Origin of the sequence: Thiohalocapsa marina, assembly GCF_008632335.1 — a bacterium.
In the GTDB taxonomy this organism is placed as follows: domain Bacteria; phylum Pseudomonadota; class Gammaproteobacteria; order Chromatiales; family Chromatiaceae; genus Thiohalocapsa; species Thiohalocapsa marina.
Window position 1 is genome coordinate 1 of sequence record NZ_VWXX01000001.1, and the last position, 13582, is coordinate 13582.

The window sequence follows — 13582 nt, forward strand, 5'->3', positions numbered from 1 at the left end:
GGGCCCGGGTTTTTGTGTTGGGGGGGGGGGGGGGGGGGGGGGGGGGGGGGGGGGGGGGGGCCCCCGTTAACCCCGCCGGGGCCCTTCCTCCCCCCCCCCCCCCCAAAAACCCCCCCCCCCCCCCCCCCCCCCCCCTACCCGCGCGCCGGGCCCCCCCGGCCCCCGGGCCGGCCGGGGCGCCCCCTACTCGGTCATCGAATCCGGCGCAGTCCTGGGCGAGGACTGCGTGGTGGAGACCGGCGCGCGTATCTGCGGCCAAGCCCGCCTGGGGCGGCGCAACCGTGTCTGTCACGGTGCCGTGCTGGGTGCCGAGCCGCAGGATCTGGGCTACCATCTAGACCGGGCGCGACCGTTGATCATCGGCGACGACAACCAGTTCCGCGAGGGCGTCACCGTCAGCCACGGCCTCAAGTCCGAGGCCGGCACCCGCATCGGCAGCCACAACTATTTCATGACGGCGAGCCACGTCGGCCACGACTGTTGTGTCGGTGACTACAATATCTTTGCCAACACGGCAACCCTGGCCGGGCATGTGGAACTCGAGCACCACGTCTTCGTCTCGGGCCATGTGGCGGTGCATCAGTTCTGTCGCATCGGCGCCTACGCCATGCTCGGCGGGGTCAGCGGAATCCCGAAGGACATCCCGCCCTATGTCACTGCCAGTGGGCAGCGGGCGCGCATCATCGGCCTGAACCTGGTCGGACTGCGGCGCAACGGCTTCGATCAGGCCCAGCGCAGCCGGATCAAGGCCGTCTACCGGCTGCTGTTTCGTTCCGGCCTGCGCCTCGCCGAGGCCCTGGATGCCGCGCTGGAGCGCCATCCCGGCCCGGAGACCGAGGCCATCGTGCACTTTGTGCGGGGTTCCCGGCGCGGCGTGGCGGGCTTTGCCTGACCCAGTCAGCCTGCCCCAGTCATCGTCAACGACCATCCGTCTTTTGGCCGACACCCAATCCGCGTCGATCAAACTGCCATCTCACACAGGTGTCATCAGGGAGCAGTCATGGATTCTCAGACCGACCAACGCTATCGCATCCAGGTCAGCGCGGTGAGCCAGCCCGTTCCGGAGCAGTCCGACCCCGCGGCGGGCACCTATGTGTTTGCCTACACCATCACCATCAGTAACCTGGGTTTGGTTGCGGCGAAACTGCTCGACCGGCACTGGATCGTCACCGATGCCGACGGCAAGACCCAGGAGGTGCGCGGCGCCGGCGTCGTCGGCGAGCAACCGCACCTGCAACCCGGCGAATCCTACCGCTACACCAGCGGCACCCAGATCTCGACGCCCGTGGGCACCATGCATGGTCGCTACGGCATGCTGGCGGACGATGGCATCCGTTTCGAGGCCGAGATCCCGGCCTTTTCCCTGGGGGATCGTAGCCGGTTCCACTGAAGCGATCGGCGCGCCCCTCACCACAGGACACCGAAAGCCGCTTGAGCATGGCCACTTACGCTGTCGGCGACATTCAAGGCTGCTACAACGAACTGCGGCACCTGCTCGATCACATCGGGTTCGATCCGGCCGCGGACCGGCTCTGGTCGGTCGGCGACCTGGTCAACCGGGGACCGGACTCGGTCTCGGTACTGCGCTGGTTCAAGGCCCTGGGCGACCGCGCGGCGGTGGTGCTGGGCAACCACGACCTGCATCTGCTGGCGCTAGCGGCCGGCAACGCCAGGCACGCCGGCAAGAGTACCCTGAACGATGTGCTCACGGCACCGGACCGCGACGAACTGCTGCACTGGCTGCGCCACCGGCCCCTGCTGCACCTGGACGAGAAAAAGCGCTTCGCGATGGTGCATGCCGGCTTGCCGCCCCAGTGGGATCTGGCCCAGGCCCGCGCCTGTGCCGCCGAACTGGAGGCGACGCTGCAGGGGCCCGGGTACCGGGAGTTCCTGCACGCCATGTACGGCAACCAGCCTGATCGCTGGTCACCGGACCTGGCGGGCATGGATCGCCTGCGCTTCATTACCAACTGCTTCACCCGGCTGCGCTACTGCACCGCCGACGGTCGCCTGCTGTTGCGTGAAAAGCGCGCCCCGGGGCTGCAGCCGGATGGGGCTGTGCCGTGGTTCAAGGTGCCCGGCCGCGCCAGCCGTGAGCACCGGATCGTCTTCGGCCACTGGTCTACCCTGGGCTATCTTGCCGAGCACAACGTCTGGGCCCTGGATACCGGTTGCCTGTGGGGCGGTCGGCTCACCGCCGTGCGTATCCGCCGCAAGAAACCGATCAAGGTGTTCGACCTCGACTGCGCGGGCTACCAGACCCCCGGCTGACCGCGGGCTGAGCCCCTGAACCGCGAAATTCAAACCGCAAAGGCAGTGAGTGCGCGGGTCATGCGCAGGTAAGGCATGACCGCGTTGCGGTGAATCATGGCAGGCCGGAGGGGACGTCATTTCAGTCCCGGGATGCGCTATGCTGTCTGCACCAACCCAACAATGGAGGTTCCCTGATGTCCCCGCTGCCCCGCATCCACTATCGCGTCGTCGGCCAGGACGACTACATGCTGATCATCCAGGTCGAGCCCGACGGCGTATTCACCATCGACCAAGGCGACTACACCAGCCACAAGCCGAGCCGGGGCCAGGTGGACAAGGAGCACCAGCAGCGGCTGCGGCGTGCGCTGGATGCCCTGGGAGAGGCCCGCGATCATCCGGCGCCGGACGGGGCCAGCGGGTTCATCGCCGAACTGACCATCGGCGACGGGGCGGATGCGCGCCGCTACCGCTTCTGGGAGGGGGCGCTGGCGCAGCAAGCCGACCTGAACGCCCTGGTGCGGGAACTGGAAGTGCTGGGTTGACGGTCAACCGTTGATGACTGCCGAGCCTGACCCCGACCCGGAGACCTTGGACGCAGAACGACTGCTGGCCCTGGACGCCGCCCACGCCTGGCATCCCTACACCTCCACCATCGACCGCGACCCGGTCTACCCGGTGCGGGCCGCCGCCGGCTGCGAGCTGGAGCTGATGGACGGTCGCCGGCTCATCGACGGCATGGCGTCCTGGTGGTGCGCCATCCACGGCTACAACCATCCGGTGCTCAACGCCGCCGCCGTGACGCAGTTGCAGCACATGGCCCATGTGATGTTCGGCGGCCTGACCCATGCCCCCGCCGTCGGGCTCGTCGAGCGCCTGGTCCGGCTGACCCCGGAACCCCTGCAGCAGGTGTTCCTGTGCGACTCCGGCTCGGTGTCTGTGGAAGTGGCCATGAAGATGGCCCTGCAGTATCAGCAGGCCCTGGGCCGGCCCGACCGCAGCCGCTTTCTGACGGTGCGCTCCGGATACCATGGGGACACCTTCGATGCGATGTCCGTCTGCGATCCGGTCACCGGCATGCATCACCTGTTCGGCCGGGTGCTGCCCCGGCAACTGTTCGCGCCGGCGCCGGCACCGCGCTTCGGGGAGCCCTGCACGGATGCGGACATCGCGGCCTTCACCGCCCTGATCGAGGAGCACGTCGACACCCTGGCTGGCGTGATCCTGGAACCCATCGTCCAGGGCGCCGGCGGCATGCGTTTCTATTCCGCCGAGTATCTGGCCCGGGTGCGCGCCCTGTGCGATCATTTCGACGTGCTGCTGATCGCCGACGAGATCGCCACCGGCTTTGGTCGCACCGGGCGGCTGTTCGCCTGCGAGCACGCCGCCATCAGCCCGGACATCATGACCCTGGGCAAGGCCCTCACCGGCGGCTATCTCACCTCCGCCGCCACCCTGACCACGCGACAGGTGGCCGACACCCTCTCTCGCGGAACGCCGGGGGTCTTCATGCACGGCCCCACGTTCATGGGCAATCCGCTGGCCTGTGCCATCGCCAATGCCAGCATCGACCTGCTGCTGTCGCAGGACTGGCAAGGCAACATCGCCCGCATCGCCGCCGCGCTGAGCGCCGGGCTCGCTCCCTGCCAGACGCTGCCGGGGGTTGCCGAGGTGCGCGTACTCGGCGCCATCGGCGTCGTCGAGATGACGCAGCCGGTGCCGATGCGGGAGATCCAGCGCCGGTTCGTCGCGCGTGGCGTCTGGGTGCGGCCGTTTGGCCGTCTGGTCTACCTGATGCCGCCCTACATCATCAGCGACGCACAATTGCAGCAGCTGTGCGAGGCTACGGTGGCGGTGATTGCAGAGGCCGCCTGAGGCCGCCTGAGGCCGTCTTAGGCTGCCTCGGCCGGTTTGCCCGGCCGCGTTTTGAACGGGCCGGAAGGGGTGATCAGCCGCGCTCCACTGCGGGGATAATGCGCGACGCGGCCAGGTAGTCGATGACCTCCTGCGCCAGCATCTCCGGGGAGCGCTCGCCGGCCAGCAGGGTCAGTTCCGGCGACACCGGGGCCTCGTAGGGATCATCGATGCCGGTGAAGTTCTTGATCTCCCCGGCACGGGCCTTCTTGTAGAGCCCTTTCGGGTCGCGCCGCTCGCAGATCTCCAGCGGCGTGTCAACGAAGACCTCGATGAAGTCGCCGGGATTCATAGTGGCGCGCACGCGGTCGCGGTCGATGCGATAGGGACTGATGAAGGCGGTCAGGGCGATCAGGCCGGCCTGGCAGTAGAGTTCCGCAACGGCGCCGATACGACGGATGTTCTCCTCGCGGTCGATGGCGGTGAAACCCAGGCCGAACCGTTGGGCGTAGTCTTCGCCGTGGGTCTCGCGCAGCATGCCGGGGCCGGCATTGAGCCCGTGACGGACGTTGTCGCCATCCAGCACGGCGCTGTGGAAGCCATGGCCCGTCAGCAGATGATCCAGGGTGTTGGCCACGGTGCTCTTGCCGGAGCCGCTCAGGCCGGTGAACCAGATCACGCAGCCACGGTGACCCTTGGACTGCTCGCGCACCGCGCGGGAGACCTGGTGCTGGTGCCAGGTGACGTTCGTATCGTTTGCCATGGAAGAGAAGGAATAACTCAATAATGAAGGATCGGCACGCCGGGGCATGGACAGGCCGTGTTGTGCCTGGCCGCCGAATGATACCGTGCCAGGAATCAAGGATGGTAATGGGCCGAGGCCTGGCGTTCAACCGAAGGACGGATGTCGGCCCCCTGGTGTAACCTGTGCGGCTCAACCACACGGATCAGGCCTTGCCCATGACCGACCCCTCCGCCGCCCGGCAACCGACCGGCGCCGACACCCTGGCGATGGTCCGCTTCGAACTGTCCTGGCAAAGTGATCACGCGGCCCATTGCGACTGCTGGGTCGAACCCGACCTGGACCTGTCACGCACCGACCTGCCGGCCTCGCTGGCAGCGGACCTGCTGGACCAGTCTCTGGATCACTGCCGGAGCCGAATGGGAGGCCGTTGCGAGGTCCAGCGACGCGATGTGACGGACTGGGTCCCAGCTTATCGGGAGGATCGGCTGCTGGAGCTGGATCCGGCGCAGTTCAATCGCCGCATGCTGGCCGGACGCCTGATTCATCCGCGGGTGGGGCGTTTCTATCCCAAGGGCATCCTCACCGGCGTCGAGGGCATCGCCGCAACGGACCGCTCGCCCATGCGCGTGGCAGCCCTGGACGCAGGCCGCCTGCGCGCAGAGCTCAATCACCCCCTGGCCGGCAAGGCGCTGACCCTGGGCGCGCGCATCGAGGCGATCACCGACCGCGACCCGCATGCCGGCCACAGCGCCCTGGCCGGTGCGCGAACCAATGCCCCAACCGAGGCCCCAGCCAACACCCTGGCCGCCCGGATCACGGCGGATGGTCCGGGCATGCAGGCGCGCTGGCGGGACCAGCCCACGGACTTCTTCTCCGATCGGGCCTTCGATCGCCAGGATCCGCGCCCCGACGCCGGCTTCTACGCCAAGGCGCGTCTCGTCCATCACCTCGACCAGAGCGCGCGGGCGGAGCTGTCGGCGCTGTTCGGCCGGCTTCTGCCGCCGGGGGCACGCATCCTGGACCTGATGACCAGTTGGGATTCGCATCTGCCCGACAGCCTGCAGCCTGCCGCCGTGACCGGGCTGGGCCTGAACGCCGCCGAGCTGGCAGCCAATGCTGCTCTCGACGCGCGGGTGGTGCATGACCTGAACCGTGACCCCACCCTGCCCTTCGACGACAGCGCCTTCGATGCCGCGCTCTGCACCGTCTCAGTGGAATACCTGGTCAAGCCGCTGGAGGTGTTCCGGGAACTGGCCCGGGTGCTGCGGCCGGGAGGGCTGTTCGTCGTCACCGTCTCCGACCGCTGGTTTCCGCCCAAGGCAGTGCGGGTCTGGCGGGAGATCCACCCGTTCGAGCGGGCGGGCCTGGTGCTGGAGTATTTTCTTCGGTCGGGCCGGTTCGCCGACCTCAACACCTGGAGCTTGCGCGGCCTGCCGCGTCCCGCCGACGACAAGTATGCCGGCCGCGTCGCCCTGTCCGACCCGCTGCATGCGCTCTGGGGGCGCCGCTCTGGCGCAGACGGTTCGTAGCGCCAGCCGATTTTCGTGGACAACGATTGACGGAGGTCGTTGTGAGTGAACGGCCGCTGGTTCTAACGTAGACGCTGCGAAACCAACGGAGGATGCCCATGGCACGCATTGTCATTCTTGGCGCTGGTATCTCGGGGCACACTGCCGCGCGCTACCTCGGCAAATGGGTCGGCAAGACGCACGAGGTCGTCGTCGTGTCGCCCAACGCCACCTGGAACTGGATCCCGTCGAATGTCTGGGTCGGTGTCGGCGAGATGACGGAGAAGCAGGTCACCTTCCCGCTGGAGCCGGTCTACAAGAAGGTCAACGTCAAGTTCCATCAGGCGCGCGCCCTGTCCATCCATCCGCAGGGGGGCGACGCGTCCGTGCAGCCCTACGTCACGGTCGAGTACACCGACCCGCGGCGTCCGGGCGAGACCGCGCGTATCACCTATGACTATCTGATCAATGCCACCGGCCCCAAGCTGAACTTCAGTGCCACCCCTGGCCTGGGTCCCGACGGCGGCTATACCACGTCCGTCTGCACGCCGGGGCATGCCCTGGAGGCAAACCAGCAGTTGCAGGCCACCATTGCCGCCATGCAGCGGGGTGAGCAGAAGACCTTTGTCGTTGGCACCGGCCATGGCATGTGCACCTGCCAGGGCGCCGCCTTCGAATATATCTACAACGTCGACCACAGCCTGCGCGAGGCGGGCGTGCGCGACAAGGCGCGCATGGTCTGGATCAGCAACGAGTACGAGCTCGGCGACTTCGGCATGGGCGGTGTGCACATCCGCCGCGGCGGCTACATCACCAATGGCAAGGTCTTTGCCGAATCCATGATGGTGGAGCGCGGCATGGAGTGGATCGTGCGCGCGGCGGTCAAGCGGGTCGAGCCCGGCAAACTGCACTACGAGACCCTGGACGGCCAAGAGCACGAACTCGCGTTCGATTTCGCCATGCTGATCCCGCCCTTCGCCGGCCAGCCCCTGACGGCCTTCGCCAAGGACGGCACGGACATCACCAAGGATCTGTTCGCGCCGAACGGCTTCATGAAGGTGGACGCCGACTACAACCCCAAGCCCTACGAGGAATGGAGCAAGGCCGACTGGCCACGCACCTACCAGACCCCCGGGTATCGCAACATCTTCGCCATCGGCATCGCCTTTGCACCCCCGCATGCCATCAGCAAGCCGATGCAGAGCCCCAACGGGACGTCCATCAGCCCGACGCCGCCGCGCACCGGCATGCCGTCGGCGGCCATCGGCAAGGCTGTGGCCGAAAGCATCCGCGACATGCTCGACGGTGCCCCGGAGCCCACGCACACGGCCTCCATGGGCGAGATGGGTGCCGCCTGTGTCGCCTCCACAGGCTCGCACATCCTGAAGGGCAGCGCGGCCACCATGACCGTATTCCCGGTGGTGCCCGACTACGAGGCCTACCCGGACTACGGCCGCGACATGGACCTGACCTTCGGCGAGATCGGCCTGGCCGGGCACTGGATGAAGTACATCCTGCACCATGTCTTTCTCTATCAGGCCAAGCTCCGGCCGTTCTGGTCCGTGCTGCCCGACTGATCCACCAACACCATCGGAGCCCCTGCCATGTCCGTCCCGGTCAAGAACAAGGAACCCTATCAGCAGGCCTACTATCCACCGGTGCCCACCGGCTTCACGCGCTACTTCCGCACCAATCCGGCGTGGCAGTTCTACCGTTTCTGGGTCATCAACTTCAAGATCCTCAAACTGCTGCTTAAGTCCCACCACTGAGCCAAACCGGCGCCGCAACCGCGGCGCTCGTCGGTGATTTGCCCATGGTCGCATGGGTTGCGGTACACTGCAGTGCGAGACCCCCAAGGAGACGCTGATTTATCGGCCATCCTGGCCAAAAATCAGCACGCGATTCGAAGACGCGGTTTCCGACGCGTTTCCCTAATCGCGCTTGCAGCGAACAGAACGACAGCAACCACCAGAGCAGATCACCATGAGCGCCTTGCTCCAGTTGTTCCGATCCTCATCCGCCTTCTATGGCGGCAATGCGGCCTTCATCGAGGACCTCTACGAACGGTATCTAAAGGATCCGGAGAGCGTCGATCTCGCCTGGCGGCGGCGCTTCGACGCCATGCCCCGGGAGGCGGCCAACGAGGTCCCGCACGGCCCGGTGCGGGAGAACTTCGAGCGGCTCGCCAGCGAGAGCCGCATCCGCGCCCGCAACCGGCACATCGACCGCCTGGCACCGGCGGCGGCAGAGAAGCAGTCCGCCGTGCTGCGGCTGATCAACGCCTACCGCTACCGCGGCCACCAGGTCGCCGACCTGGATCCGCTGAAGCTGCGACCGACACCCCGGGTGCCGGACCTGGAGCCCGGCTATCACAACCTCGACGACGGCGATCTGGATCTGGTATTCCACACCGGCTCGCTGTACGCGCCCAACCGCATGCCGCTGCGGCAGATCCTGGACCTGGTGAGGCGTATCTACTGCGGCCCGGTGGGCTCGGAGTACATGCACATCACCAACACGGCAGAGAAGCGCTGGATCCAGAAGCGACTGGAGGGTTACCAGGGTCGGCCGGAACTGGACGCGGCAGACCGGCGCTGGCTGCTGACCTTGCTGACGGCGGCAGAGGGACTGGAGAAGTACCTGCACACCAAGTACGTCGGACAGAAGCGCTTCTCGCTCGAGGGTGGCGAGGCGCTGATCCCGCTGATGGACGAGCTGATCCAGCGCGCTGGCCGCAAGGGGCTGCGCGAGATCGTCATCGGCATGGCCCATCGCGGCCGGCTGAACCTGCTGGTGAACATCCTCGGCAAGCCGCCCCAGGAGATCTTTGCGGAGTTCGAGGGCAAGGTGCCGCTGAATCCGCGGCAGCTCGCCGGCGACGTCAAGTACCACATGGGCTTCGCCAGCGATGTCGAGACCCCCGGCGGTATCGTTCACCTGGCGCTGGGGTTCAACCCGTCGCACCTGGAGATCATCGATCCGGTCATCCAGGGGTCGGTGCGCGCCCGCCAGCGTCGTCGCGGCGATCGCACCGGCGAGCAGGTGATGCCGGTGCTGATCCATGGCGATGCCGCCTTCGCCGGCCAGGGCGTGGTGACCGAGACCCTGCAACTGTCCCAGACCCGTAGCTATGGTACCGGCGGCACCGTGCATGTGGTGGTGAACAACCAGATCGGCTTCACCACCAGCAATCCGCTGGACACCCGCTCGACCCAGTACTGCACCGACGTGGCCAAGATGGTGCAGGCGCCGGTGTTCCACGTGAACGGCGATGACCCGGAGGCGGTGATCTTCGTCACCCGCATGGCGCTGGACTATCGCAACCAGTTCCGCAAGGACGTCGTCATCGACCTGGTCTGCTATCGCCGGCTCGGCCACAACGAGGCCGATGAACCCTCCGTCACCCAGCCGATGATGTACAGGAAGATCCGCGAGCGGCCCACGTCGCGGGCGGTCTACGCCGACCGGCTCATCGACGACGGCGTGCTCAGCCGCGACGATGCCGCGGGCCTGATCGAGGACTACCGCAACTCCATCGAGCACGGCATCGTCGTGGCGCGACCGGTGCTTTGTGGCCTGGACAACGCCTACCGCGTGGACTGGCGTGCCTGCGCCGGCGATGACTGGCAGGCGCCGGCGGATACCCGCGTGCCGCGCGACCAGCTGCAGGCGCTGGCGGAACGCCTGCTGCAGGTGCCGGAGGGCTTCGAGCTGCATCCGCGGGTGGACAAGATCTGGGCCGAGCGCCGCAAGATGGCCCAGGGCGACCAGCTGGGCAACTGGGGATTCGCCGAGAATCTGGCCTATGCCACGCTGCTTGAGGCCGGCTACCCGGTGCGCCTGTCCGGGCAGGATGCCGGCCGCGGCACCTTTTTTCATCGCCATGCCAAGGTCCATTGCCAGGCCACCGGCAACGACTACACCCCATTGCAGCATCTGTCCGCAGACCAGGGCGCCTTCATCGCCATCGACTCCATCCTGTCGGAAGAGGCGGTGCTCGGCTACGAGTACGGCTTCGCCACCGCCGAGCCCAATGCCCTGACCGTGTGGGAGGCGCAGTTCGGCGATTTCGCCAACGGCGCGCAGGTGGTCATCGACCAGTTCATCACCTCCGCCGGCACCAAGTGGGGCCTGGAGTGCGGCCTGGTGATGCTGCTGCCCCACGGGCTGGAGGGCCAGGGTGCGGAGCACTCCTCCGCCCGGCTGGAGCGCTACCTGCAGCTCTGCGCCGAGCACAACATCCAGGTCTGCGTGCCCACCACGCCGGCGCAGATGTTCCACCTGCTGCGGCGGCAGCTGGTGCGCGACTACCGGCGTCCGCTGATCGTCATGACACCGAAGAGCCTGCTGCGGCACCGGCTGGCGGTCTCTTCGCTGGAGGAACTGGCGGACGGGGGCTTCCAGACCATCATCCCGGAGGTCGACCCCATCGAACCAGCGCAGGTGCAGCGCCTCGTCTGCTGCAGCGGCAAGGTCTACTACGACCTGCTGGAGGCACGGCGGGCCCGCGGGCTGACGGATGTGGCCATCCTGCGCATCGAGCAGCTGTACCCGTTCCCGAAGGAGGCCTTTGCCGAGGCCATCGCCGGCTATCCGGACACCCGGGAGATCATCTGGTGTCAGGAAGAGGCGCAGAACCAGGGCGCCTGGGATCAGATCAAGCACCGCTTCCACGACTTGATTGTCGACGGCAAGCAGCCCTACTACGTTGGCAGGCCGGCCTCCGCCGCACCCGCCGTGGGCCACCGCGCGGTCCATGTAGAACAGCAAGAACGCCTGATCGACGAAGCCCTGACCGGGCGCATCAATCCGGTGTTGAACCGACGTATCCCCACACAGGAGGTCGGAGCCTGAGCCCCCGGCCACAGCCTGCTCCAGGCCAACCGACCCAGCATCAACGCCGCCAAGCAAACGCCACCGGAAGAACAGAGGAAATGAGCAGCGAAGTCCGTGTCCCCGCCCTGCCCGAGTCCGTCGCCGACGCCACCGTGCTGACCTGGCACAAGCAACCGGGAGAGACCGTCCGCAAGGACGAGACCCTGGTCGATCTGGAAACCGACAAGGTGGTGCTGGAGGTCCCGGCACCGGCCGACGGCACCCTGCTGGAACGCATGGCCGGTGAAGGCGATGTGGTGCAGGCCGATGCCGTGCTGGCCCTGCTGCAGGCCGGCGATGACAGCGGCGAAGCCGCAACTGCCGCGCCGATGTCGCCGGACGCCGGGACGAAACCGCCGGCACCGGCGGCCGCCGGGTCCGCGGCGGACAAGGGGCAGGCCAGACAGCCAGACAAGGCGACCAAGTCGGACAAGCCGGCCAGGGCCGAACATCCGGATCGGGGCGAGACCCCGGCCCTGGCGCCGGCGGCCCGCCGCCTGGTGAAGGAACTGGGTCTGGATGCGAGCCTGATCCCCGGCAGCGGCAAGGACGGACGCATCCACAAGGCGGATGTCATGGCCTGGCTGGATGCACAGGAGTCCGACCAGGGCGCCCGCGATCCGGATGCGGCCCTCGCCGACGAGATCGAGGTCCCCGCGGCGCCGGGTCTCAGTGGCGAGGCCGGGCGTCCGGAACAGCGCGTACCCATGACCCGGCTGCGCGCCCGGGTCGCCGAGCGACTGGTGCAGGCGCAGCAGACCTCGGCCATGCTCACCACCTTCAACGAGGTGGACATGAGCGCCGTCATGGCCCTGCGCGGCCAGTACAAGGACCGCTTCGAGCAGACCCACGGCGTGCGGCTCGGCTTCATGTCGTTCTTCGTCAAGGCCGCAGTGGAGGCGCTGCAGCGCTATCCGGTGGTCAACGCATCGGTCGACGACAGCGACATCATCTACCACGGCTACTACGACATCGGCGTCGCCGTCAGTTCGCCCCGCGGTCTGGTGGTGCCCATCCTGCGCAACTGCGACCAACTCAGCATGGCCGAGATCGAACAGGGCATCGCCGACTTCGCTGTCAAGTCGAAGGACGGCACCTTGAGCTTCGAGGAACTGACCGGCGGCACCTTCTCCATCACCAACGGCGGTGTCTTCGGCTCGCTGATGTCCACGCCCATCCTGAACCCGCCGCAGAGCGCGATCCTGGGCATGCACAAGGTGCAGCAACGCCCGGTGGCGGTGGACGGCGCCGTGGTGATCCGGCCGATGATGTATCTGGCCCTGTCCTACGACCACCGCATCATCGACGGCCGCGAGGCGGTGCAGTTCCTGGTCACCATCAAGGAGACCCTGGAGGATCCCGCGCGTCTGCTGCTGCGCATCTGATACAACCGGTCAATCCGCCGCATCCGGGGCCTGTTCGGGTTCGGGTTCGGGTTCGGTCTGATCCCGGCCTGACGCCGATCCGGCCCCGTGATCCGCCGCCGATCGACACCGATGGCCGCCGATCGGCCCCGATGGCCTTGGGAATTGCGCATGTATCGTGTAGCATTCCGGTTTTCGCAAGGCGGCTGCCATTCGAACCGAGATCCTGACACGTGGCCTATCTCATTCTGTCATCGCTGACTCTGCCCGCCTTCTGGCTGCTGCTGTCCGGCTTCTGGGACCACGGTCTGCTGCTGGCCTTCGGTGCCCTGTCGGTGGTCATCGCCGCCGGCTTCGGCCTGCGCATGGAGCGCCTGGAGCCCACCTGCTACCGGCCTGCCATGCTGCTGCGCATCCCGGCCTACTGGGTCTGGCTCACCGGCGAGATCGTCAAGGCCAACATCGATGTGGTGAAGCGCATCTGGTGGCCGCAAGAGCATCCCATCAGCCCGACCATGCAGCGGCTGCATTGCACCCAGCAGACCCTGCTCGGCAAGACCATCTACGCCAACTCCATCACCCTGACGCCGGGTACCGTCGCCATCGAGGTCAGCGACAACGAGATCCTGGTGCATGCCCTGTCCGGCGCCGCGTTGCAGGATCTGGCAACGGGCGACATGGACCGCCGCGTGACCCGTCTGGAGGGCGCACGATGATCTTTGCCGCCGCGGCCCTGGGCATCCTGGTGGTCATGGGACTGGCCCTGGCGCGCGCCTTCCTGGGACCGAGCGTCTACGACCGCATCCTGGCGGTGAACATGTTCGGCACCAAGACCGTGCTGCTGATCGCGGTGTACGGCTTCCTGACCGAGCGGCCGGACTTTCTCGACATCGCCATCACCTATGCGCTGATCAACTTCATCGGCATCATCGCCGTGCTCAAGTTCGTCGAGCGCCTGGACAACGGAACCCTGCCGGACTGACCCC

The 13582-nt window shown here is 67.1% G+C and carries 13 protein-coding genes; 12 read left to right on the plus strand and 1 reads right to left on the minus strand.

Annotated features, from left to right (window positions below):
• The first annotated feature begins 193 nt into the window (after positions 1-193).
• From lpxA to bioA, 5 genes are all read left to right on the plus strand, one after another.
• A complete protein-coding gene (gene lpxA / locus F2Q65_RS00010; RefSeq protein WP_150089150.1) occupies positions 194-892 on the plus strand; it encodes an acyl-ACP--UDP-N-acetylglucosamine O-acyltransferase in 699 nt (232 codons plus the stop codon).
• A 108-nt stretch (positions 893-1000) separates the two neighbouring features.
• Positions 1001-1390: a Co2+/Mg2+ efflux protein ApaG gene (gene apaG, locus F2Q65_RS00015; RefSeq protein ID WP_150089152.1), complete on the plus strand. Its 390-nt coding sequence runs from the start codon at positions 1001-1003 to the stop codon at positions 1388-1390.
• Positions 1391-1437: 47 nt separating this feature from the next.
• Positions 1438-2271 (plus strand): symmetrical bis(5'-nucleosyl)-tetraphosphatase, encoded by an 834-nt coding sequence (locus F2Q65_RS00020; RefSeq protein ID WP_150089154.1) that lies wholly within the window; start codon positions 1438-1440, stop codon positions 2269-2271.
• 176 nt (positions 2272-2447) lie between these two features.
• Positions 2448-2795: a hypothetical protein gene (locus F2Q65_RS00025; RefSeq protein ID WP_170265418.1), complete on the plus strand. Its 348-nt coding sequence runs from the start codon at positions 2448-2450 to the stop codon at positions 2793-2795.
• Between the two features lie 13 nt (positions 2796-2808).
• Positions 2809-4125 (plus strand): adenosylmethionine--8-amino-7-oxononanoate transaminase, encoded by a 1317-nt coding sequence (bioA, locus tag F2Q65_RS00030; protein WP_386113923.1) that lies wholly within the window; start codon positions 2809-2811, stop codon positions 4123-4125.
• Between the two features lie 73 nt (positions 4126-4198).
• Here bioA and cysC read toward each other — a convergent pair whose 3' ends face one another.
• Positions 4199-4867: an adenylyl-sulfate kinase gene (gene cysC, locus F2Q65_RS00035; RefSeq protein WP_150089156.1), complete on the minus strand. Its 669-nt coding sequence runs from the start codon at positions 4865-4867 to the stop codon at positions 4199-4201.
• Between the two features lie 197 nt (positions 4868-5064).
• On the opposite strand from cysC, the gene F2Q65_RS00040 reads away from it, so the two are divergent.
• The 7 genes from F2Q65_RS00040 to F2Q65_RS00065 all read left to right on the plus strand — a co-directional run bounded on the left by F2Q65_RS00040 (position 5065) and on the right by F2Q65_RS00065 (position 13578).
• Positions 5065-6378, plus strand: a complete 1314-nt coding sequence (locus F2Q65_RS00040) for a methyltransferase domain-containing protein (protein WP_246155796.1) — start codon at positions 5065-5067, stop codon at positions 6376-6378.
• Positions 6379-6476: 98 nt separating this feature from the next.
• Positions 6477-7934 (plus strand): NAD(P)/FAD-dependent oxidoreductase, encoded by a 1458-nt coding sequence (locus F2Q65_RS00045; RefSeq protein ID WP_150089158.1) that lies wholly within the window; start codon positions 6477-6479, stop codon positions 7932-7934.
• Positions 7935-7961: 27 nt separating this feature from the next.
• Positions 7962-8126, plus strand: a complete 165-nt coding sequence (locus F2Q65_RS19345; RefSeq protein WP_170265419.1) for a hypothetical protein — start codon at positions 7962-7964, stop codon at positions 8124-8126.
• 214 nt (positions 8127-8340) lie between these two features.
• On the plus strand, positions 8341-11211 hold the full coding sequence (locus F2Q65_RS00050) for a 2-oxoglutarate dehydrogenase E1 component (protein ID WP_150089160.1): 2871 nt from the start codon (positions 8341-8343) through the stop codon (positions 11209-11211).
• An 80-nt stretch (positions 11212-11291) separates the two neighbouring features.
• Positions 11292-12617, plus strand: coding sequence for a 2-oxoglutarate dehydrogenase complex dihydrolipoyllysine-residue succinyltransferase (gene odhB / locus F2Q65_RS00055; protein ID WP_150089162.1), 1326 nt, complete (start codon positions 11292-11294; stop codon positions 12615-12617).
• A 212-nt stretch (positions 12618-12829) separates the two neighbouring features.
• Positions 12830-13312 (plus strand): Na+/H+ antiporter subunit E, encoded by a 483-nt coding sequence (locus F2Q65_RS00060; RefSeq protein WP_150089164.1) that lies wholly within the window; start codon positions 12830-12832, stop codon positions 13310-13312.
• On the plus strand, positions 13309-13578 hold the full coding sequence (locus tag F2Q65_RS00065; protein WP_211353904.1) for an MrpF/PhaF family protein: 270 nt from the start codon (positions 13309-13311) through the stop codon (positions 13576-13578). Before F2Q65_RS00060 ends, F2Q65_RS00065 begins: the two co-directional genes overlap by 4 nt.
• Positions 13579-13582: the final 4 nt, after the last annotated feature.